The organism is Melaminivora sp. (assembly GCF_032059615.1).
Lineage (GTDB): Bacteria > Pseudomonadota > Gammaproteobacteria > Burkholderiales > Burkholderiaceae_C > Melaminivora.
Window position 1 is genome coordinate 33,040 of sequence record NZ_DAMCAM010000004.1, and the last position, 22,133, is coordinate 55,172.

The following is a 22,133-nucleotide window of genomic DNA, read 5'->3' on the forward strand; positions in this document are numbered from 1 at the left end:
GTCTTCTCCATGTTCTCCAGACCTGACACTCCCGCAGGCGGCGCGCCGCGGCGCCGTCGGCGTGCCCTGGCTGCGCTGCTGGCCGGCATGCTGGCGCTGCCGGCCGCGCAAGCCGCCCCTGGCTGCGCCGCCGCGTCCTGGCCGCTGTGGGAGCGCTTCGCCCAGCGCTTCATGCAGGCCGACGGCCGGGTGATCGACTACAGCGTCTCGCAGCAGCATTCGACCTCCGAAGGGCAGTCCTACGCCATGTTCTTCGCCCTGGTGGCGCACGACCGCGCACGCTTCGACAAGCTGTGGAGCTGGAGCGTCGCCAACCTGGCGGGCGGCGACATCGGCGCGCGCCTGCCGGCCTGGCAGTGGGGCAAGAAGACCGACGGCAGCTGGGGCGTGGTGGACCCCAACCCGGCCTCCGACGCCAACCTCTGGTTCGTCTACGCGCTGGCCGAGGCCGGCCGACTGTGGTCCGAGCCGCGCTATACCCAGGCCGCCAGGACACTGCTGGCGCAGGTGGCCGAAAAGGAAGTGGCCGACCTGCCGGGCCTGGGGCCCACGCTGCTGCCCGCGCCCTCGGGCTTCGTGCTCAAGGAGCGCATTTGGCGCCTCAACCCGAGCTACCTGCCCGTGCCCCTGGTGCGTGCGCTGGAGCGCCTCGACCCGCAGGGTCCCTGGAAGGCTGTTGCCGCCAGCCATGCCCGCATGCTGGCCGAGACCACGCCGCATGGCTTCGCGGCCGACTGGGTGGCCTGGGAGGTGCCCGAGGGCGGTGGCAAGGGCGCCTTCGTCACCGACCCGGAAAAGGGCGATATCGGCAGCTACGACGCCATCCGTACCTACCTTTGGGCCGGCATGACTCCGCGGGCCGACCCGCTCGCGCCCCTGCTGCGCCAGCAGCTGTCGGGCATGGCAACGGCGCTGCAGAGCGTGCCGCTGCCGCCCGAGCGGGTGCGCACGGCCAGCGGTGAGGTCGAGGGCGCGGCGCCGGTGGGCTTTTCCGCCGCGCTGCTGCCCTACCTGCAGTCGCTGGGACTGTCGAGCGCCCTGGAGGCGCAGCGCCAGCGCGTGCGCACCCTGCTGCTGGAGGCGCCGCCCGAGACACCCGCCCGCTACTACGATCAGGTGCTGGGCCTGTTCGGCACGGGCTACATGGAACAACGCTATCAATTCCTGCCCACGGGCAGGGTGCAATTACGCTGGGAAAAGGCATGTCCTTCGCAAAAGAGCCAAAACGCCGCCGCCACCGACAGACACTGATCCTGGGGCTGGCGGCCGCGCTGAGCACCTCTCCTGCCCTGGCGCAGGAGCAGGACGCCGCCATCAAGACCCTGATCGAACAGGGTCAGTACTGGCAGTCGCGCGGCGACGCCCAGCGCGCGGCCGACGCCTGGCAGAAGCTGCTGCGCGTGCAGCCGCGCCAGCCCGAGGCGCTCTACGGCATGGCCCGCGCCCTGATGGCCGAGCAGCGTCTGGAGGAAGCCCAGCGCTACCTTGAACAGCTGCGCCAGGCCCACCCTGGCCACCGTCTGGGCGAGCGGCTGGCGCAAGAGCTCAACGTGCAGCGCAACAGCGCGCAGATCCAGCAGGCGCGCAACCTGGCGCGCGCCGGCCAGGCCGAGCAGGCCATGGAGAACTACCAGGCGGCGCTGGGCGAGCAGCAGCCCACCGGGCCTCTGGCGCTGGAGTACTACCAGACGCTGGGCGGTACCTCGGGGGGCTGGGAGCCAGCGCGCCGCGGACTGGAGCGGCTCGCGCGCGAGTCGCCCGACGATCCCAAGATCTCTCTGGCGCTGGCCCAGCATTTGACCTACCGCGAGTCCACCCGGCGCGAAGGCATCGCCCAGCTGGCGCGGCTGGCTGGCCACCCGGATGTCGGCAAGGCCGCCACCGAGGGCTGGCGCAAGGCACTGGCCTGGACGGGCTCGCGCGCCTCGGACATCCCGCTCTACCAGGCCTTCCTGCAGGCCAACCCGGGCGACGAGGCGGTGGCCGCGCGGCTGCGCGAGATCCAGGCGCGCCAGCGCACGGCCCGCGCCGAGGCGGCGGCCGCGCGCGACCCGCTGCGCGAGCGCAGCACCGAGGGCTTCAAGGCGCTCGACGAGGGCGACCTGGAGGCGGCCGAGGCGCAGTTTCGCAGCGTGCTGGAGGCGCGCCCGAATGACGCCGATGCGCTGGGCGGCCTGGGCGTGCTGCGCCTGCGCCAGGAGGAATTCAGCCAGGCCCGCAGCTACCTGGAGCGCGCCAGCCGCCAGGGCTCGCCCGCGCGCTGGAAGCAGGCCCTCGCCAGCGCCACCTACTGGTCGCTGCTGGAGCAGGCGCGCAGCGCCCGCGACGCGGGCGACCTCGCCAGTGCCCGCCAGCTACTCGAACAGGCCGTGCGCCTGGACCCCAAGGAGATCACCGGCGAGAACGATCTGGCCGACGTGCTGGCCGAGTCGGGCCAGCTCGAAGCGGCCGAGGCGGGCTACCGGCGCGTGCTCGCACGCCAGGGCGACAACCCCGATGCCCTGCGCGGCCTGGTGGGTGTGCTGGCCCAGACCGGCAAGGCGTCCGAGGCGCTGGCCCTGGTCGAGCGCCTCACGCCCAGCCAGCAGGAGAAGGTGGGCGCGCTCGGGCGCCTGCGCGCCACCCAGGCCATGGGCCAGGCGCGCGCCGCCGCTGCGCGGGGCGACGACAACGCCGCGCGCCTGGCGCTGGAGGACGCGCTGCTCAACGACCCGGGCAACCCCTGGGTGCGGCTGGACCTGGCGCGCCTGTACCTGAAGATGGGCGCCATGGCCGAGGCGCGCGGCGTGATGGACGGGCTGCTGGTGTCCAACCCGCACATGCCCGAGGCGCTGTACGCCAGCGCACTGCTGGCCTCGGAGGCGGGCGACTGGGCCGGCGCCCTGAACACGCTCGAGCGCATCCCCGAGCAGAACCGCACGCGCGACATCGCCGCGCTGCAAAAGCGCGTCTGGGTGCACGTGCAGGCCGACGCTGCCGCGTCGCTGGCGCGCCAGGGCCGCCTGCCGCAGGCGCAGGCGCTGCTCGCGCAGGCCGAGCCCTTCGTCGGCCAGGATGCGGAGCTGCTGGGTACGGTGGCACTGGCCTGGGCCGATGCCGGCGACCCCACCCGGGCGCTGGCCATGGTGCGCGACATGCTGGCGCGCTCGCCCCGCCCGAGCACGGGGCTGCGCCTGCAGTACGCCGCCGCCCTGCTCAAGACCCAGCAGGACGTGGAGCTGGCCGGCATCCTGCGCCAGCTGCAGGACACGCCCATGACGGCGCAGGAGCGGCGCAGCTTCGAAGACCTGCGCGTGGGCTACATCCTGCGCCAGGCCGATGCGCTGCGCGCCGCCGGCGACTTGGCCGGCGCCTATGACGTGCTCGCGCCGCTGCTGGCCGAGCGACCGCGCGATCCGGACGTGGTCGGCGCGCTGGCGCGCATGTACGCCGACCATGGCGACCACGCCCAGGCCCTGGGCCTGTACCAGCGCCTGCTGGAGAAGGACCCACGCAACACCCGCCTGCTGCTGGCCGCCGCCAACACCGCCACCGGCGCCAGGGACCTGGCCTATGCCGAATCGGCGGTGCAGATCGCGCTGCAGCTGGCGCCGCAGGACCCGGAGGTGCTCACCGCCGCCGGCCGCGTCTACCGCGCCAAGGGCCAGGCCAGCAAGGCCGGGCAGTATTTCGCCGCCGCCGTCGAGGCCGAGAACCGCCAGCGCGCCCAGCTGCTGGCCACCACGGGGCAGGGCGGGAGCGCTTACGCCGCGCCCGGGGCGCCGGGCGGCAACCCGTTCCGGCGCGGCGCGGCGCAGCCGGTGTGGGGCGCGGCCGCCCCGCTGCCCGGACTTGCTGCCGCCCCCCCGGCCTATCTGCCCGCGGGCTATGCCGTGGCGGCAGCGGCGCCGGCGGCCCTGCCCGGGCCGCAGCCGTTCATCCCGCAGCCGGCCGGGGCCGCACGGTTTCCGGTGCAGCAGCCTGCGCTGGCGCCGGCCACGCCGGCCAGTTATTACGGCAGCGCCGATACCTCAGCGCCCGCCTCTGGCCAGGCCGCCCGCGCTCCCGCCAGTCCGGCCCCTGTTCCGCGCGCTGCGGCCGGCCAGCCGGCGCAGCGCACGCCGGCCTCGGGCTCCGCTTCCGGTGCTGCCCCCGGCGGGCGCGCAGCCATGCCCATGGCCGCCGCCAGCACGCCCACTGCCGCGCCGGCCATGCTCGCCAACGGCGGGCTGATGACGCCGACTGCCGCGCGCTCCATGGCGGCGCCCGTGGCCGGCCAGGTGCCGGCTGTTCCCATGGCGCCTCAGGGTGTGGGGCCGGTGGGGTATCTGCCGCCCCCCGCCGGCTATGGCGTGGCGCAGGCCGCACCCGCAGCGTCCTCGCCCTGGATGGGGCAGGGCGCCGCGGCGTCCGCCTTGCCCGGCGCACCGGCGCGCCCGCGCAGCGCACTCGACGAGCTGGCCGAACTGCAGGAAGGCCGCACCAGCATGCTCTCGGTGGGCGTGGTCGGCCGGGCGCGCCAGGGCGAGAGCGGCCTGAGCCGCCTGACCGACCTGCAGGCGCCGGTAGAGCTGAAGTTCCCCGCCGGCGACGGCATGATGGCCGTGCGCGTGACGCCCACCGGCGTGGGTGCGGGCAGTCCCGACACCAGCTACGGCACGCTCAGCCGCTTTGGCGCGGGCCCGGCCACGGCGCTGGACATGCCCGAGCGCTCGCCCGGCTCTCAAAAGGACAGCGGCGTGGGCCTGGGCGTGGGATATGAGACCGGCAACTTGGCCGTGGACGTGGGTTCGCTGCCGCTCGGGTTCCAGCAGACGGACGTCATGGGCGGCGTGCGCTACCGCATGAACCTGTCCGAGCAGATCAGCCTGACGGGCGACCTGTCGCGCCGGCCGGTCACCGACAGCGTGCTGTCGTTCGCCGGCGCACGCGACGCGCGCACCGGCGAGCGCTGGGGCGCCGTCTCGGCCAATGGCGCACGGCTGGACCTGACCTGGGACGACGGCGAGTTCGGCGCCTACGCCGTGGGCGCGGCGCACGCGCTGCAGGGCCGCAACGTGCAGAGCAACAGCCGCCTGGAACTGGGCGGTGGCATGTACTGGCGCATCCACCGCGCGAGCGACTCGGTTTTCACCGCCGGGCTGAACGTCACGGGCATGAGCTACAACAAAAACCTGCGTTACTTCACCTATGGCCATGGCGGCTATTTCAGTCCGCAGCAGTTCCTGGCCATGAGCGTGCCGTTCGACTGGGCACAGCGCACCGGCCGGCTGAGCTACCAGATCAAGGGCGCCCTGGGTGTGCAGTATTTCAAGGAGGACGCCTCGCCCTACTTCCCGACCAGCCGCGCGCGCCAGGCGGCCGCCGCCCAGGCCGCCAGCGACGCCGAGGCCTTCGGAGAGGTGGGCGCCAGCACCAACGCCATCTACCCCGGCCAGAGCAAGACCGGCCTGGGCTACAACCTGGGCGTGGCGATGGAGTACCAGCTGCATCCGCAACTGTTCCTGGGCGGCCAGCTGGCGCTGGACAATGCACGCAACTACCGCCAGTTCACGGGCGGGCTGTACGTGCGCTACGCGTTGCAGCCCTACAGCGGGCGCCAGGCGCTCCCGGTAGCGCCATTGAAGTCGCCTTACGCCTTTTGAGCCGGCGAGGCCGGCGGGCCATGCTCCTGTGCGAAGCGGTGTGTGCAGCGGTCCCCGGAACGGCCAGGGGACGCAAAGGCAGCGGAGCCGCCAGAGGCAGATGCTTGAGTCCCGTGGCCTTCTTCCACCCTGAAATGGTTCGCTGCTACCAAACCTTCTCTCACTTCATCACGTCTCCGAGACACAGGTATTTCATCTCCAGGTACTCATCCATGCCATGGGTCGAGCCTTCGCGGCCGAGACCAGACTGCTTGATACCCCCAAAAGGGACGTGCTCGGTCGAGATGATGCCTGTATTGATGCCGACCATGCCGCATTCCAACCCCTCGGAGACGCGCGTGATGCGGCCTATGTCACGTGCGTAGAAGTAACTAGCGAGGCCAAATTCGGTGGCATTGGCGGCTGCAATCACCTCCTGTTCGGTCTTGAAGCGAAAGACCGGCGCGAGCGGGCCGAAAGTCTCCTCGCGTGCCACCAGCATGCCGGCGTCTGCATCAGCGACCACGGTGGGTTCGAAAAACTGGCCGTCCAGCCTATTACCGCCAGTAACGACGCGCCCTCCCTTGTGCACGGCGTCGCGCACGTGCTCCTCGACCTTGCGCAAGGCGCTGGGCTCAATCAAGGGGCCTACGGTGACGCCATCCTCGAAGCCGTTGCCGACTTTCATTGCCCCGACGCGCGATGCCAGCTTCTCGACGAAAGCGTCGTAAACGCCATCCTGCACGTACAGGCGGTTGGTGCACACACAGGTCTGGCCTGCGTTGCGATACTTGCTCGCCAGTGCGCCTTCGACGGCGGAGTCGAGATCCGCATCGTCGAAGACGATGAAGGGTGCATTGCCGCCCAGCTCCAGTGACAGCTTCTTGACCGTCGGCGCGCATTGCGCCATCAGGATGCGACCGACTTCGGTCGAACCGGTGAACGACAGGTGGCGTACCGCGTCGCTCCTGCACAGCTCTTGGCCGATGGCCTTCGCATCCAGGCCCGTAATGACGTTCATGACACCGGCCGGCAGGCCTGCGCGCTGGGCCAGTTCAGCCGCAGCCAACGCGGTCAGCGGCGTCAGCTCGGCCGGTTTGATCACGACCGGACAGCCAGCAGCCAGCGCCGGCGCCACCTTGCGGGTGATCATGGCGAGCGGGAAGTTCCAGGGCGTGATGGCGGCGCAGACACCGATGGGTTGGCGGATCACACTGACACGCTTGTTGCGATCAAAGGTGGGCAGCGTCTCACCGTGAATACGCTTGGCCTCCTCGGCAAACCATTCGACGAAACTTGCGCCATAGGCCACCTCGCCGCGCGCTTCCGCCAGCGGCTTGCCTTGCTCGGCGGTCATCATGCGTGCAAGGTCTTCCTGGTGGTCCATCAGCAGTTGGAACCAATCCATCAGGACCCGGTGGCGCTGTTTGGCCGTGAACTCGCGCCACATCGGCCAGGCGGCATGGGCCGCCTCGATGGCGGCGCGAGTTTCCTGTGCTCCCAGGTCAGCCACGTCGGCCAGCTTCTGGCCAGTGGCTGGATCACGCACATCGAAGCGTCGATGTCCCTGGACCCACTTCCCATCGATCAGGCTGTCGGTCTTGAACAAGCTCGGGTCCTGCAGCGAAGCGAGCGGCGAGAGGGAAGGGTGCATGGTGTGTCTCCGTAATTAGATGAAATGAAAAACGTCTTGGCGCCCTGCCATGGCGCTCAGGAGGCCCGCTGCTGCGAGGAATCAGGCGGTGATCTGCCTGCCGGCAACCACCTGATGGAACCGGATGACCGTGCATGTCTGTCCCGGATGCCGGAAGGCCGGGCGCGAACTGCGGGGCGGGCGCCGCCTTCCTCACGCCGAAACCGACTCGGCGTCTGGCAGTGGGGCGTCGGGCAACGAGGTGTGGAACAGCGGGACGCGAGGCAGAGAGACCGGGGGGTGTTGATGCCAAGCGCTGCGCAACGTCGAGAACCCCCCCAACCGCTCGGTCAGGCGATCAGCGAGCTGGCGCACCGCAAGCCCAGCCTGCTGTTCCAGCTGCGGATTGACCTCATTCGCAAGAATGCTCACTGCCACACCCGCCACTGCTTCCGGACTGTGGGAGTCGAATACCGGAGCACCGAAGCAATACATGCCCTCGCGCACCCCCTCTCGATCGATCGAATAGCCGCGTTGACGGATTTTCGGAAGCTCGGCCATCAGTTCTTCCAGGCTGGTCAGACCCTTGCGTGTCAGCGGCGAGGGCCATGGAGACTGGGTTGGATCCAAGAGCCTGTACACACTCTGGTCCGGTAGCGTGCTCAATATCGCCAAACCGGTTGCCGTATAGACAGCCGGGATTCTGTTACCGGTTTTGAAAATGAAACCCAAGGGGCGATTGCCGTTTCTGCAGGCGATATAGACCACTTCCCGGCCATCCCTTACGGAAAGGGTGATGGTTTCGTCGGGGAGGACGCGCATTTCATCCCAGGAAGCAAAAAATTCCTGGGTGATATCGATCCGCGCGAGAAATGCATTGGCCCATACCACCACATGAGGGCCGAGTGACAGCAGGCCACTGTCCAGGCGCGTCAACAGATTGAGCTGCACCAGCGTGTTGCACAGACCGTGCAGGCTGCTTTTGGGCAACTGCAAGAGTTTCGCCAGCTCGGTGAACGACAGCGGCCCTCCAGCATGTGCGATGCAGTCGAGGATGGCGGCTGCCCTGCCTACGGCCGGTGACGGAAGTTTGTCTCCCATGGGACACCTCTCAGGTTGTGTAAGACGCAATTGAACGAATACGCCCCGAGAGCGCCTAGTCACTAGGGTTAACACTCATGGGGTGCGGTTGACAGCGGTTCCGCAGATTCTATATCATGACCGAAGTTCATTGTATAGCACTTGGTTCATCTAAGTGAACTTCGATACAACGCCACGAACCGTACATGATGTATCCCAAGAGGTCAACAGTCGTCCCGGTGGTTCTGCAGAAAGTCCTGTTCCGAAGGTTTGTGTGGATTTCCCAAGGCAAATGCCAAGCACGCTTGCGCCCCTGCGCCAAATGCCGGCCAGCAGGCGGCGTCGAGCCCTGTCGGGGTTGGACTTTGCGTGGAGTGCGCTGCGTGCCTTTCTGCCCGGCTTTTATCAGAAAAATGGAGGGGCAGGGCAGTTTTCTCCCTGTTTGGCATTTCTATTCTTTTGTCGAAAATTTCAAAGGAGCACTACAGGACCACCATTGAACCACGTCCAGCGCATTTCATATTTTTTGGTCAGGGGAAAACAATCCATAGCGTAGTTGGAGCGTGACTGATCGAATTGCCCGGGTGCCCGCCAAATTTCCCTGACAGAGCGGGTAGTCATCCGATACTGACTCAACGTACACAGAGAAGCACACCGCCATGAATACTTCGTTCAAAAAATTTCTGAAGCCCATCGCCCTGTTTTCCTCCGGTCTCCTTCTCGCGGGAAGCGCTCTGGCGGCGGATTTCCCTAACAAATCTCTTGAGATCATTGTTCCCTACTCGCCGGGCGGTCCCACCGACACACTGGCGCGGGTCATGGCAAAAGCTCTGGGCGAAAACCTCGGGCAACCGGTCATCGTGAAGAACGTGGCCGGAGGCGGAACGCTGATCGGTGCCACGGAAACCGCGCGTGCCAAACCGAACGGCTACACGCTGATGATTGGTTCGAGCACTCCCCTAGTGACTGCCCCCATCATCCACAAGGCCGCATACGATCCTCTCAAGGATTTTCAATACATCTCGACCTTCGGTTACCAGCCGACCGCAATCTACGTGAACGCAGATTTCCCGGCCAATAACTTCAAGGAATTCGTTGCTTACGCAAAGGCTCATCCCAACGAGATGAATTACGCCACCTACGGGCAGGGCAGCGCCGCGCACCTGGCGGGCGAATTGATGCAGCAGGAGCAGGGCTTCAAAATGCGACATGTGGCATACAAGGGCAGCGCACAGGCAGTCGTCGACGTGGTTGGCGGGCAGGTGCCCGTTGGCATCGACATGATCATCCCGTTGCTGCCCCATTTCGAGGCCAAGAAGATCAAGATCCTTGCAGTCACGCAGCCGCAGACAATTGCACAGCTTCCGGGTGTGCCCTCCATCGATGACTACATCAAGGGATTCGAGGGCGGATCCTTCTTCGGCATCGTGGCGCCGGCCGGTTTGCCTGCCGATGTGACGGCTCGCCTGAATCAGGCAGTCAAGGCGGCTATGGATAATCCGGATGTGAAGAAGAATATGAACACGCTTGCCATGACCACGCGCACCAGCACGCCCGAGGAATTCAAGGAATTCGTGAAGAGTGAGATTGCGAAGTGGACGCCCATCATCGAAGAGGCGAATCTGAAGAAGAAATAATTCATTCTTCCCAGAGCCGGCAGGGTTGATTGGCCAGCAGGCTGTATGAGGGCGCTGTGGTTGCGCCCCTTGCATGCTGCATTGAGACGGCCATGGAAGCGACTGGGATGCGCCTGTCGAAAGGCGTCATTCCTGATGCCGTCGAAATGCAGTGCTGGCTCGCAGGGTCGTAACGCACGCCGCATGCGATTGCGCCGCAGCAACAACCCTGCCCCATGGTCCAGAGCAACCTCCATCGAGATATCTCTCCACCTCACCAGAACCCGGGCGGAGATTGACGCAAACCCCGCATCGATCAGCTCATGATTCAAAGTGGACAAAATGCAGAAAAGACTGATTGAACGCAAGTTGCCTGCGCTGGTGATCACAATTCTCGGAATATCCGCAATTGTTGCTTCGCTGCAATACGAAATCGGGACGCTCAACGAGATGGGACCCGGTTATTATCCGTTGCTGCTGGGGGTCGCATTGTTCGCCATCGGCCTGTTTCTCTTGCCGGGATCGGGCGAGACGCTGGAAAGCGTCGTGCGGGAAGCTGCCCAGGATGCGCCCGCCGTCCCCACCACGAGAAGAAAGAACGCACCGCTCTACATCATTGCTGGCTTGGCGAGCTTCATTTTGCTGGGCAAGTACGGTGGTTTGGTACCTGCCACTTTTGCACTGGTCGCCTTCAGTGCCTTGGCTGACACCAAGAACACGCCAAAAAATATTTTCCTGCTCGCTGCCGCTACCAGCGTTGCCTGCGGGTTGATATTCAATCTGATGATTGATATTCAATTTCCTCTTTTCAGGTGGGGCTGAGCGATGTTCGACAACTTGATACTTGGTGCGCAAGTCGCACTGCACTGGAACAACCTGCTCTATGCGTTCGCAGGGGTGTTCATAGGCAACCTCATCGGCGTGCTGCCGGGAATCGGTGCCATGGCGGCGATCTCCATGTTGCTGCCCATGACGTACGGGATCCCCCCGGTCGCTGCACTCATGATGCTCGCGGGCATTTACTACGGGACCAGCTTTGGTGGCGCCACCACGTCCATTCTTCTGAACCTGCCGGGTACGGCCACCCACGCCGTTGTTTGTCTGGATGGTAATCCGATGGCGAAACAGGGGCGGGGCGGTCAAGCCATCTTCATGGCCATGTTCGCGTCCTTTGTTGGCGTGACGGTCGGCATAATCATCATGGCTGCCGCATCCATTCCCATCACCGAGCTGGCTTTCAAATTCGGACCCCAGGAATATTTTTCGCTGATGGTGCTGGCACTGATCGCCGCTTCGGTGATCGGGTCGGGTGAGACGCTCAAGGGAATCGCTTCGGTGATCCTCGGGTTGTTAATTGGTGTCGTGGGGCTGGACATCACTACCGGCACGCCCCGGTTTGATTTTGGTCTGATCTCCCTTCAGGAGGGTGTATCTCTCGTCGCCTTGGCCATGGGCCTTTTCGGCATATCCGATGTGTTTACCAGTGCCGGTAACATCGGCGAGGGAAGCGCGGACGCCGGCGGTAAGAAGATCACTGCAAAATCTGTGCGTCCTAGTGGCGATGATTTTCGGCGCAGTACCCTACCGATAGCGCGCGGTTTCGGGATCGGGGCTTTCCTTGGAGCATTGCCGGGTACCGGCGGGACCCTGGCCTCCTTCATGTCCTACTCCTTAGAGAAAAAACTCTCGAAGCACCCGGAAAAATTTGGCACCGGAGAGATTGAGGGCGTGGCCGGACCTGAATCGGCGAACAGTTCCGCGTCGATCACCGCCTTCATCCCCACGCTGACGCTCGGCGTGCCCGGGGATGCCGTCATGGCATTGATGTTGGGTGCCCTGGTCATTCACGACATCATCCCCGGCCCCAACATCCTGGCGAACCAGCCTGAATTGTTCTGGGGGCTGATCGCCAGTTTTTGGATCGGTAATGTATTGTTGATGATATTGAATATCCCATTCATCAGCTTGTGGGTGCGTCTGCTCTCCGTGCCGTACCGATTGATATTTCCGGTGGTGTTGTGCCTGATCTGTCTCGGGGTTTATAGCGAGAAATATAGTCTGTTTGATGTCGCCGTTGTCGGCATCATAGGAGGCGCGGGGGTGCTGTTCGCCAAGATTGGCATGCAACCGGGTCCAATATTGCTGGGTTTCGTGCTCGGGCCCATGCTCGAGGAGAATTTCCGGCGCAGTCTGGTGATTGCCCGGGGCTCCCTGATGTCCTTCATCGAGCGCCCGATCAGCGGCGTCTGTCTCGGCATCTGCGCGTTGATCCTTCTCTGGATGGGGCGTGATGCGATCAAGCGCAGAAGAAGGCCACGGCCTACCTGACGGCGGCTACGGCTGCATCCCCTTTTAATTGTCGAGGAGCGTTTGCCATGATTTCTCATGAAATCCAAAATGAAATACTGGAAATACAAATAAACCGCCCTGAAAAACGGAATGCCATCACGCATGAAATGTACGACTGCATGCGTGAGTTGCTGCTGACTCATGGCGACGGAGCCTCTGCCCGAGCCATCATCATTCATGGAGCCGGCGGTATGTTCTCGGCGGGCGCCGACCTGGAGGACTTCAAGAAGCCGAGAGCTCCGGGGGAATCGCACGGCATCCAGTTCATCCGGGCGCTTGCGGCCTGCCGGGTGCCTGTCCTGGCGGCCACCGAAGGGTTTGCCGTCGGCATAGGCGCAACCATGTTGCTGCATTGTGATTTCGTCTTTGCCACCTCCACATGCAAGTTCCGGTTTCCGTTCGTGGCGCTGGGGCTTCTGCCGGAGGCGGGTTCCACTTATCTGTTGGAAAAGATCGTCGGTACGCGCAAAGCCACGGACTGGTTGATGACCTGCAGGTATGTGCATGGCGACGAAGCCTTGGCCAGCGGTTTCGTGAGTGAGCTGGCGGAAGCGGGTTCGACTCTGGCGCGCGCACGCGAGCGCGCGAATGAACTGGTGAAGCTGCCGCGCAGCTCGGTGAACATGGCCAAGGAACTGATGAAGGCGCACGACAAGCAAAAGCTTGCTGAGGTTATCGACCGTGAAGTGTCCGAATTCAACGCGCGCCTCAAGACGGATGCGACCCAGTCCCTGGTTTCCCGTTCCAACTGAAATATCTGACATCCAACCCCGGAAAATCACAGCAACATGAGCGTAGATCAGGAAACTTTCCAGCTTCTGCAGAGTTCGATAGAACGTTTTGTCATTGAACGACTGATTCCTGCAGAGGATCTGGTCGAAGAGCGCGACGAAGTACCGGAAGACATCATTTCCGATATCAAGGACCTGGGTCTGTATGGCTTGTCCATCCCTGAGGAGTATGGAGGTATCGGTGTCTCCATGAGCCAGGAGATTGAGCTTATCTACACCATCAGCCACACATCGTTCGCATTCCGCTCCCTGTTCGGGACGAATGTCGGCATAGGCTCCCAAGGGATCTTGATGGACGGGACGACCGAGCAAAAAGAGTATTGGCTGCCGAAATTCGCCAGCGGCGAGCTGACGGCATCCTTTGCCCTCACAGAGCCGGACGCGGGCTCCGATGCCGCGGCCATCCGGACTTCAGCCAGGGCTGACGGTGACGATTACGTCGTCAATGGCACCAAGCGCTTCATCACCAACGCCACTCGGGCCGGCGCGTTCACATTGATGGCGCGCACGAGTGGCGAAGGCGCACGGGGCATCAGCGCGTTCATTGTTCCTGCCGACAGCGCCGGCCTGATCGTCGGAAAGCCGGACAAGAAGATGGGCCAGCGAGGTACCAAGACAGCCGACGTCATCTTTGAAAACGTCCGGGTCAGCAAGGAAAACATCATTGGCCTCACACCGGGCCGAGGCTTCTACACCGCGATGAAAGTGCTGGACCGCGGCCGGCTGCATATTGCAGCACAAGCCTGCGGCATGGCGGACCGCCTTTTGAGCGAAGGCATCCGTTATTCCAAGGAACGCTTTGCGTTCGGCAAGCCGATAGCGGACTTCCAGCTCATCCAGGCGATGATTGCGGACAGTTACACGGAGCTGGCGGCCGGGCTCTCCATGCTCAGGGCGGCAGGCCGGAAATACGAAGCGCTGGACAACGGCGAGCGAAACCTCGACGTGAGCAACATGGCCGCTGCCGCCAAACTGTTCTGTACGGAAATGGTGGGCCGCGTGGCGGACCGGGTTGTCCAGATATTCGGTGGTGCCGGATACATCAGCGAGTACAAGGTGGAGCGGTTCTACCGGGATGTGCGCCTGTTGCGCCTCTACGAGGGAACGAGCCAGATCCAGCAGATCGTCATCGCCAAGAACCTCACCACCATGGATCACCCGAACGACTATTACGTATTTGGTTGAGGATATTTGTTCGACTGGACCGGCGGCCCCGAGGGGCCTGCTGGTGTATTTCACAGGAGTGCGTCCCTAGACATGTTTGATTTTGACGGTATTCAATCCCTGCAGGAGCACAAGGCCTCTGGCACCACCGGTCTGCCGCTGGAAGGTGTGAGAGTCCTGGATTTCACCCACTATGTGGCGGGCCCCTTTGGCACCATGCTTCTGGGTGATTTCGGCGCAGATGTGATAAAAATCGAAGGCCCTGGCGGCGACAGGTTCCGGTCCTACCCGCCGCACGATGCAGCACATCCGGAAGAGGGCGGCGCATTCCTCTGGGCCAACAGGAACAAGCGAAGCATAGAAATCGACCTGAAATCGCCCCACGGCAAGGAAATCATCCTTGGCCTGCTGGAGAAGGCCGATGTGGTGGTCGAGAATTTCGCCACCGGTGTAATGGATCGGCTGGGCCTCGGATATGAGACGCTCAAAGAGAGATATCCCGGCCTGATCTACTGCTCCATCTCGGCCTATGGCCGGAAAGGAAAGTTCTCCAAAAGGCCGGGGTTCGATACCGTGGTACAGGCCGAGAGCGGCTTCGTATCGATGAATGGCTACCCCGACCGACCGGGTGTGAGGACCTCGTCTGCGGTGATGGATATCGGCACGGCCCTGTTTTCTGTCATCGGAATTCTCAACGCCATGGTCCGCCGCCAGCGCACGGGCGGCGGGGCCCATGTGGAAATTCCGTTGTTCTCCTCCTCCCTGCTGATGAGTGGATATGCGACCCTGCAGTCCCTGTGCACGGGTGTGCCCACGGAGCGCCGGGGAAATACCAGTGCAGACAGTTGTCCCACCGGAGTGTTCCAGTGCGAAGATGCGGAGTTTTTCCTGCACTGCGGCAATTCGGAGATATTTGTGCGGCTGATGCGGGACGTGCTGGGCCGGGCGGACTTGGCCGCAGCCGGGAAATATGCCACGGCTACCGGCCGGCTGGCCCACCAGGTCGAAATCTTCGCGGTGCTAGAAGCAGAGTTCGGCAAGCTTGCCTGGGAGGAATTGAACCGCCGCTTCACCGAACACAAAGTTCCTGCCGGCAAGGTGCGCAATGTCCTGGAGGCGCTGCGCTCGGAGGAGGCGGGTGAACTGGACATGGTCGGCAGGATCCACCACGACACGCTGGGCTGGATCCCGAACGTCAGGTCTCCCATCCGGCTGGATGGGGTGCCCGTCGGTGGTGTGCGTGCCGCGCCCACGCGGGGGCAGCATACGCGCTCGATCTTGGCCGAGGAACTGGGTTATTCCCCCGAGCAGGTCGACAAGGTTCTCGGAATCGATGCAGTTTCCGGCGGGTGAGTAAAGAGTTGTTTTGAATTTTCGGATTGGAGAGGCTTTATGTTGAATGGAATCGACCGGATCGTCGTCGCAGTGAATGATCTGGAGCAGGCCATCGGGAATTACGAATACCTGCTGGATGCCGAGCTCGTGCGTCGGTGGAAGTCGCCATACATGGCCGCCGAGGTGGCGGAAATGAAAATCGGTGGTAGCGCGGTGGAACTGTGTGTCCCCGAGGGCGGTGGCTTGGTAGCGGACAAGCTGCAGTCCCGGGAAGGGCTGGCGGCCGGGGGCATCTGCGTCAAGAGTCTCCAAGGCTATGCGGAGCATCTGCAGAGCGTGGGTGTCGAATTCACGCAAGCGGAAGACCGGATCTACATTTCTGGTGCGCAGTTGCACGGCCTGCCGCTGGTAATTACCGAAGGGGAGAAAGCGATAGATGCTTCCCCCGGCGCTCTGGTGACCCATCTGTACGAGCTGACCGTTGTCCTGGACACGAAGTGGGAAACCGTTGCGCAAAATTACAGTGAAAAACTCGGGATCGACAGGCAGCATGAAGTGCCGATCACTTTCGAGCGTTTCGGCTACACCGGCACGCTGATGAAGTTCCACCCGGACCAGCTGGACCGTATCGAGCTGTCCGAAGCGCATGATGAGAGCTTCGCCATGGGCAGGTTCAGCAAACGGCACGGGGACGGGCTGTACATGTGCTATGTCGAGACCAACAATCTGGGCGAGATCATCAGGCGTCTTGAGGCCCGCAACGGAAAGTGGACCCGACGGACTACCGAGCCTGTCGAGCGTGATGGCCTGTGGGTGCACCCCTCGATGCTGCACGGCGTGTTGCTGGGCATCTCGCGCGACACCCTGGCCTGGGGCTGGTCAGGGAACCCAGGCAGGATATTGCCGAGGCAATGAGCGGCTCTCCCGGAGCGGTGCGGCATTTCGGAAAACTGAGATGTTCATGGACTACCACCACCTGAAAAGCCGTCTGTTCGCACCGGTGCACCAGCAGTATGCCGAGCGTGATGCCATGCTCTATGCGCTGAGCCTGGGCCTGGGCCGCGATCCGCTGGATGCCGCCAGTCTGCCCTTCACCTACGAAGGCACGGAAGGTGGTCTACGCGCTCTGCCCACGCTGGCCGTGGTTTTGGGCTACCCGGGCTTCTGGGCACGCGAGCCGGACACCGGCATCGATTGGGTGAGGCTCTTGCACGGCGAGCAGCGCGTGCGCTGGCATCAGCCCTTGCCGGCCAGCGGCAGCGTGGTCGGTGTGAGCCGCATCACGCGCCTGACCGACAAAGGTCCGGACAAGGGTGCTGTCCTAGTGACAGAACGGCGGCTGGAAAGCCAGGCAGGCGAGTTGCTGGCAACGCTCGAACAAGTCACTTTCCTGCGCGGCAATGGCGGCTACAGTCAGCGCGCGGGTCAGGCCAGCGACGAGCCGCTGCGCGCGCTGCAACCCACGCCCGAGGGTCAGGCTCCGGATTGGTGCTACGAGCAGGCCATCCGTCCCGAGGCGGCGCTGCTGTATCGCCTGATGGGCGACTACAACCCGCTTCATGCCGACCCGGCCGCGGCCCGCAAGGCCGGGTTCGAACGTCCGATTCTGCACGGCCTGGCCAGCTACGGCTTGGTGGCCTGGGCCGTGGTGCGCCGGTGCGCCGGTGGCGATGCATCGCGCCTGAAGGCGCTGGACATCCGCTTTGCTGCACCGGTCTATCCGGGCGAAACGTTGATTACCGAGATTTGGAGGGTGCCAAGCTATCCAGAAAAATTCCAATTGCGCGCCCGTGTGGCGGAACGGGGCGTTGTCGCTCTGAGCCACGGGTATGCGGAAATCCTCTGATATCTGAATCGATGATGCTCTCTTATTCCTGGATTTGCTTTGCGCGCAATGAAGAGGCTGGCCGGCCAATGAGGATGGGTGCCCTCTCGGGTTGAACCCGCTCCTGGGACGCTGGCCCGCCAAACGCAATAGACGCTTCGTTGAACCCGGGGTGTTCAGCAAGGCGTGAAGGCGCGGTCTCTATGGACTGCGTGGATTTAAAAATTTTGCCGACGTCATGGAGCGCCCGGCACGGTATCGACATCCTTATGACACAAGAATTCCTTCGCCAGTACATTGCCGGAGACTGGCAGCCTTCTGCCAGCAATGAAACGATCGAGATTACCGACCCTGCTACGGGTGCGCCGGTGGCGCGTGTCGTCTGCGGCGACGAGCGCGATGCGCTGGCCGCGGCCTCGGCTGCCCGCGGCGCATGGATCGGGTGGAGCACCACGCCGCTGGAGCGCCGTGTTGAATTTGTGCAGCGCTTTGGCGCTGCGCTGGCTAGAGGCAAGGATGCGCTAGCCCAAACGATCGCTGCCGAGGTGGGCACGCCGCTGAAGATTGCGCAGATCGTGCAGGTTGACTCTCCCATTCGCAACGTCGAGCACTTCATTGAAGCGGCGCGCACGCTGGATTGGGAGCGGCAGATCGGCAATTCGCAGGTGCTGCGCGAGCCAGTGGGTGTCGTGGCATGTATCACCCCATGGAATTTTCCGCTGCACCAGATTGTCTTGAAAATCGTGCCAGCGCTGCTGGGTGGGAACACTGTGGTGGTGAAACCTAGCGAGATGGTGCCGCGCACCAATGAGCTGATCTGTGCCGCGCTGCACGAGGCAGGCTTTCCCGCCGGGGTGGTCAACGTGGTGACTGGCACAGGCCCGGTTGTCGGGGCGTGCTTGGCTACTACCGGCCTGGTCGACATGGTGAGCTTCACAGGCTCGACCGAAGCCGGCATAGCGGTGACCGCGATGGCGGCCGCCACTGTCAAGAAGGTCACTACCGAACTGGGTGGCAAGTCGCCGTCCCTGGTGTTGCCGGGCGCCGACTTGGCACGTGCAGTCAAGGGCACGCTCGGCTCGTGCATGTTGAACAATGGCCAGACCTGCAGCGCACTGACGCGGCTGCTGGTACCGGCGCAGCAGCGTGCCGATGTCGAGGCCCTGTTGCGCCAGGAGATGGCCAAGCTCACCGTTGGCCCTGCACTGAGCGAAGGCACACGTGTCGGACCGCTGGTGTCGCCTCGCCAAAGCGAACGGGCGCAAGCGCTGATCGATGATGGCATCGCGCAGGGCGCGGTCGCAATCAACGAGGCTGCACCGGTGCCGGCCCATGGCAACTACGTGAGCCCGCAGGCCTTTTGGGTGGAGCGTGACAACCCACTGGCGCGCGCCGAGGTGTTTGGGCCGGTGCTGACCGTGCTGACCTACGACAGCGTCGACGATGGAATCGCGCTGGCTAACGATTCCGTCTACGGCCTGGCGGCCGCGGTATGGGGCGAGCCCAAACAAGCATTACAGGCGGCCCGCCAGATCCGCGCCGGCCAAGTGGACATCAACGGTGCGCGCTTCAACCCGCTAGCGCCATTCGGCGGCTTCAAGCAAAGTGGTGTTGGGCGTGAGGCAGGCGCCATCGGTTTGGAGGAATTCCTGGAATTCAAGGCCATCCAAACATAGATAGCCACTGCCGAAAACATGGCCATGGTGAGCAGCGACAGGAAGGCGGCGCAGCCCGACACGCTCAACATGGCCGTGGGTAGCAGCTTCGGCCCGCAGGACCGCTACCGCGCCGCCCTGCACCTGAACAACCTGCTGGACAAGGGCTGGCGCGCCGGCGTCGACGAGCTGCCCGGCCCGGGGCGCAACCTGGTGGTGACGTTCTCGGCCAAGTTCTGAGGCACGCCCGTCGACGCGGAAAAAGGCGGCCTCATGGCCGCCCAGCTGTCATGCCACGGGGCCGCCCAGCCAGGGGCGGCCCAGGGCGGGCCAGGACTCAGGGATACAACCCGCGCATCTCGCGCGCGTGCAGGATGCGCGTGCACGCCACGATGAAGGTGGCGGTGCGCAAGCTGACCTGGTGCTCCTGCGCCACCTGCCAGACGCCGGCGAAGGCGTTCTGCATGATGCGCACCAGCCGGTCGTTGATCTCGTCCTCGGACCAGAAGAAGCTGGTGAAGTCCTGCACCCACTCGAAATAGCTCACCGTCACGCCGCCGGCGTTGGAGATCACGTCGGGCAACACCAGCACGCCCTTGCCGTTCAGGATGTCGTCGGCCTCGGGCGTGGTCGGGCCGTTAGCGCCCTCGATGACCATCTTCGCGCGGATGCGGTCGGCGTTGTCCCGGGTGATTTGGCTCTCCAGCGCCGCCGGGATCAGGATGTCGCACGGCACGCCCCAGAACTCGTCGTCCTCCATGCGCTCGGCGCCGGCGAAGCCGGCCACGCCGCCGGTCTGCTCTACGTGCGCCAGTAGCGCCGGCACATCCAGGCCCCGGTCGCAAAAGACCGTGCCGGTGTGGTCCTGCACCGCCACCACGTGCGCGCCGGCCTCGGCAAACAGCCGCCCCGCCGTGCCGCCGACATTGCCAAAGCCTTGCACCGCCACGCGCGCGCCTTCGATCTGCATGCCGGTGTGCCGGGCCGCCTCGACGCCCACGGTGTAGACACCGCGCCCGGTGGCCTCCATGCGGCCGAGCGAGCCGCCCAGGTCGACGGGCTTGCCGGTGACCACGCCGGTGGAGGTCTCGCCGACGTTCATCGAGTAGGTGTCCATCATCCAGGCCATGATCTGGCCGTTGGTGTTCACGTCCGGCGCGGGGATGTCCTTGGTCGGGCCGATGATGATGCCGATCTCACTGGTGTAGCGCCGCGTCAGGCGCTCAAGCTCGCCGCGCGAGAGCTTCTTCGGATCGACCCGAATGCCGCCCTTGGCACCGCCGTAGGGCACGTTCACCGCCGCGTTCTTGATGCTCATCCAGGCCGACAGCGCCATCACCTCCGACAGCGTCACATCCTGGTGGAAGCGCACGCCGCCCTTGCCCGGGCCGCGGCTGGTGTTGTGCTGCACGCGGTAGCCCTCGAAGTGGGCAATCGTGCCGTCGTCCATCTCGATGGGCACGTCCACGATCAGCGCGCGCTTGGGACGCTTGAGCGTTTCCACCCAGCGCGCCAGACTGCCCAGGTAGGGCGTGACGCGGTCCACCTGTTGCAGGTAGATGCCCCAGGGGCCCAGGTGGCCCGCATCGAGGTAGGAGGGCAGGGCGTGGCCGGCGACGGGCGACTGGGCGGTGGGGGAAGTGGCTGGCATGGCGAATCCTTTCGGGAGCGGGCCTTTGCAAGGCAAGCCGGCGACTGTAGGCCGGGCCCGCGGGCTTGTCCAACGCCGCTGCGTTGTTGCGCCATGCAGCGCCGGCATGGCGGGCCGGGCCGCGAGCGCCAGACAAGGATTTCAAAAAGAGTAGCTAACAGTCGAGGCAGGACAAGGGCTGCAGCCGGTTTTCCTGTGCATGCGCCGGGATTGCCCTGGTGCCTATACTGCCGCATGTCTGCAGCTTCCCCGACCACGCAACCGGTCCCCGCACGCCAGCCCGCGGGCTTTCAGGGCCCCTGGCGCCGGGTGGTCTTCGTCAGCCTCTACGAACTCATCGCCATCGCCGCCTCGACCCTGCTGTTCATGGCCATCGGCCAGGAGGTGGCGGCCTCGGGTGTCATGTCGGTGGTCGCCTCCACCCTGGCCGTGCTGTGGAACGTCGCCTTCAATCACCTGTTCGAGCGCTGGGAGTCGCGCCAGCGCGTGCGCGGCCGCTCGGCGCTGCGCCGCGTGGTGCACGCCCTGGGCTTCGAAGGGGGGCTGGCGCTGATGCTCATCCCGCTCATGGCCTGGTGGTTCGGCGTCGGCCTGTGGCAGGCCACGCTGATGGAGGCCGGGCTGCTGGTGTTCTTCCTGGTCTATACCTACGCCTTCAACTGGGCCTTCGACCGCATCTTCGGGCTGCCCGCTTCGGCGCAGGCGCTGGCCTCTTCCTGAGCATCTTCAACGAGACGGCCGGCTCAGAAAGCGCGAGCCGGCCTCGCCAAACCGCCAGGGCACGTCCACCGCCCGCGTGATGCCAATGCGCGGGCCCGCCACCACGGCCGGCGCACTGCTGTCAGGCGCGGGGCCCAGCAGGGCAAAGGGTGGCGCATCGAGCGGCAGGCCGTCGAAGCCGCCATCGATGGCCAGGGCCTGTGCCAGCCGCCCGGGCCCGGCGCACAGCAGCCGCTCGTCCTGCACGCCCCCCCGGCGCACGCGCATGGCGTCCAGCCCATGCGTGGGTTCGAGCGCACGGATGAGCACCGCCGTGCCATCGCCCTCGTGCCCGCACACCAGGTTCAGGCACCAGTGCACGCCATAGGAGCGATAGACATAGGCCCGCGCCGGCGGGCCGAACATGGCGGCGTTGCGCGGCGTGCGCCCGCGAAAGCTGTGCGAGGCCGGGTCGGCGCCGTCATAGGCCTCGGTCTCGACGATGCGCCCGCCGACGCCGTTTACCAGCAGGGTGATGCCGATGAGTTGAGGGGCCAGCTCGTGGGCGGGCAGGGTGAAGTCGAGCGAGGCGGGGTGCACCGCGAGGCGGGCGGCGTCGTGGAGCGGGTTCGGCATGGCCCCATGCTAGGCAGGCCCGGCGACGGCGCAAGGGGCGTGGCGCCCGAACGGTGCGTAGGACGCGGCCATGCAGATGGGCGGCGATAGAATCGG

17 protein-coding genes are annotated in these 22,133 nt (G+C 64.7%); 13 read left to right on the top strand and 4 right to left on the bottom strand.

Going from position 1 to position 22,133, the window contains the following annotated elements; all coding sequences use genetic code 11:
• Positions 1-9: 9 nt before the first annotated feature.
• The gene (gene bcsZ / locus RT051_RS01635) at positions 10-1,251 is read left to right on the top strand and encodes a cellulose synthase complex periplasmic endoglucanase BcsZ (RefSeq protein ID WP_313070381.1); all 1,242 of its coding nucleotides are present in this window, start codon (positions 10-12) and stop codon (positions 1,249-1,251) included.
• Positions 1,203-5,624 carry a cellulose synthase subunit BcsC-related outer membrane protein gene (locus RT051_RS01640; RefSeq protein WP_313070383.1) on the top strand — a complete coding sequence of 1,474 codons (4,422 nt, stop codon included), beginning with the start codon at positions 1,203-1,205 and terminating at the stop codon, positions 5,622-5,624. Before bcsZ ends, RT051_RS01640 begins: the two co-directional genes overlap by 49 nt.
• Positions 5,625-5,784: 160 nt before the next feature.
• Here RT051_RS01640 and RT051_RS01645 read toward each other — a convergent pair whose 3' ends face one another.
• The gene (locus tag RT051_RS01645; protein WP_313070386.1) at positions 5,785-7,257 is read right to left on the bottom strand and encodes an NAD-dependent succinate-semialdehyde dehydrogenase; all 1,473 of its coding nucleotides are present in this window, start codon (positions 7,255-7,257) and stop codon (positions 5,785-5,787) included.
• Between the two features lie 192 nt (positions 7,258-7,449).
• Positions 7,450-8,337, bottom strand: a complete 888-nt coding sequence (locus RT051_RS01650; RefSeq protein WP_313070387.1) for an IclR family transcriptional regulator — start codon at positions 8,335-8,337, stop codon at positions 7,450-7,452.
• A 638-nt stretch (positions 8,338-8,975) separates the two neighbouring features.
• On the opposite strand from RT051_RS01650, the gene RT051_RS01655 reads away from it, so the two are divergent.
• The 10 genes from RT051_RS01655 to RT051_RS01700 all read left to right on the top strand — a co-directional run bounded on the left by RT051_RS01655 (position 8,976) and on the right by RT051_RS01700 (position 19,291).
• Positions 8,976-9,953 carry a tripartite tricarboxylate transporter substrate binding protein gene (locus RT051_RS01655; RefSeq protein ID WP_313070389.1) on the top strand — a complete coding sequence of 326 codons (978 nt, stop codon included), beginning with the start codon at positions 8,976-8,978 and terminating at the stop codon, positions 9,951-9,953.
• A 321-nt stretch (positions 9,954-10,274) separates the two neighbouring features.
• Positions 10,275-10,754, top strand: coding sequence for a tripartite tricarboxylate transporter TctB family protein (locus RT051_RS01660; RefSeq protein ID WP_313070391.1), 480 nt, complete (start codon positions 10,275-10,277; stop codon positions 10,752-10,754).
• A 3-nt stretch (positions 10,755-10,757) separates the two neighbouring features.
• Positions 10,758-12,260 (top strand): tripartite tricarboxylate transporter permease, encoded by a 1,503-nt coding sequence (locus tag RT051_RS01665; protein WP_313070393.1) that lies wholly within the window; start codon positions 10,758-10,760, stop codon positions 12,258-12,260.
• Positions 12,261-12,307: 47 nt separating this feature from the next.
• Positions 12,308-13,033 (top strand): enoyl-CoA hydratase/isomerase family protein, encoded by a 726-nt coding sequence (locus RT051_RS01670; RefSeq protein ID WP_313070395.1) that lies wholly within the window; start codon positions 12,308-12,310, stop codon positions 13,031-13,033.
• 36 nt (positions 13,034-13,069) lie between these two features.
• Positions 13,070-14,257 (top strand): acyl-CoA dehydrogenase family protein, encoded by a 1,188-nt coding sequence (locus tag RT051_RS01675; protein WP_313070397.1) that lies wholly within the window; start codon positions 13,070-13,072, stop codon positions 14,255-14,257.
• A 72-nt stretch (positions 14,258-14,329) separates the two neighbouring features.
• Entirely contained in the window at positions 14,330-15,589 is a 1,260-nt protein-coding gene (locus tag RT051_RS01680) for a CoA transferase (RefSeq protein ID WP_313070399.1), read from the top strand.
• A 39-nt stretch (positions 15,590-15,628) separates the two neighbouring features.
• Positions 15,629-16,486, top strand: a complete 858-nt coding sequence (locus RT051_RS01685; protein WP_313070402.1) for a VOC family protein — start codon at positions 15,629-15,631, stop codon at positions 16,484-16,486.
• 40 nt (positions 16,487-16,526) lie between these two features.
• On the top strand, positions 16,527-17,417 hold the full coding sequence (locus tag RT051_RS01690) for a MaoC/PaaZ C-terminal domain-containing protein (protein WP_313070405.1): 891 nt from the start codon (positions 16,527-16,529) through the stop codon (positions 17,415-17,417).
• A gap of 182 nt (positions 17,418-17,599) precedes the next feature.
• A complete protein-coding gene (locus RT051_RS01695) occupies positions 17,600-19,072 on the top strand; it encodes an aldehyde dehydrogenase family protein (RefSeq protein WP_313070408.1) in 1,473 nt (490 codons plus the stop codon).
• A gap of 24 nt (positions 19,073-19,096) precedes the next feature.
• Entirely contained in the window at positions 19,097-19,291 is a 195-nt protein-coding gene (locus RT051_RS01700; RefSeq protein WP_313070411.1) for a hypothetical protein, read from the top strand.
• 97 nt (positions 19,292-19,388) lie between these two features.
• Here RT051_RS01700 and RT051_RS01705 read toward each other — a convergent pair whose 3' ends face one another.
• Complete coding sequence (locus RT051_RS01705; protein ID WP_313070413.1) at positions 19,389-20,702, bottom strand: Glu/Leu/Phe/Val dehydrogenase; 1,314 nt, start codon at positions 20,700-20,702, stop codon at positions 19,389-19,391.
• Between the two features lie 234 nt (positions 20,703-20,936).
• Between RT051_RS01705 and RT051_RS01710 the strand changes: the two genes are divergently transcribed.
• The gene (locus tag RT051_RS01710; protein WP_313070416.1) at positions 20,937-21,422 is read left to right on the top strand and encodes a PACE efflux transporter; all 486 of its coding nucleotides are present in this window, start codon (positions 20,937-20,939) and stop codon (positions 21,420-21,422) included.
• 6 nt (positions 21,423-21,428) lie between these two features.
• Here the strand turns inward: RT051_RS01710 and RT051_RS01715 are convergent, their stop codons facing one another.
• Complete coding sequence (locus tag RT051_RS01715) at positions 21,429-22,037, bottom strand: DNA-3-methyladenine glycosylase (RefSeq protein ID WP_313070419.1); 609 nt, start codon at positions 22,035-22,037, stop codon at positions 21,429-21,431.
• Between the last annotated feature and the right edge of the window lie 96 nt (positions 22,038-22,133).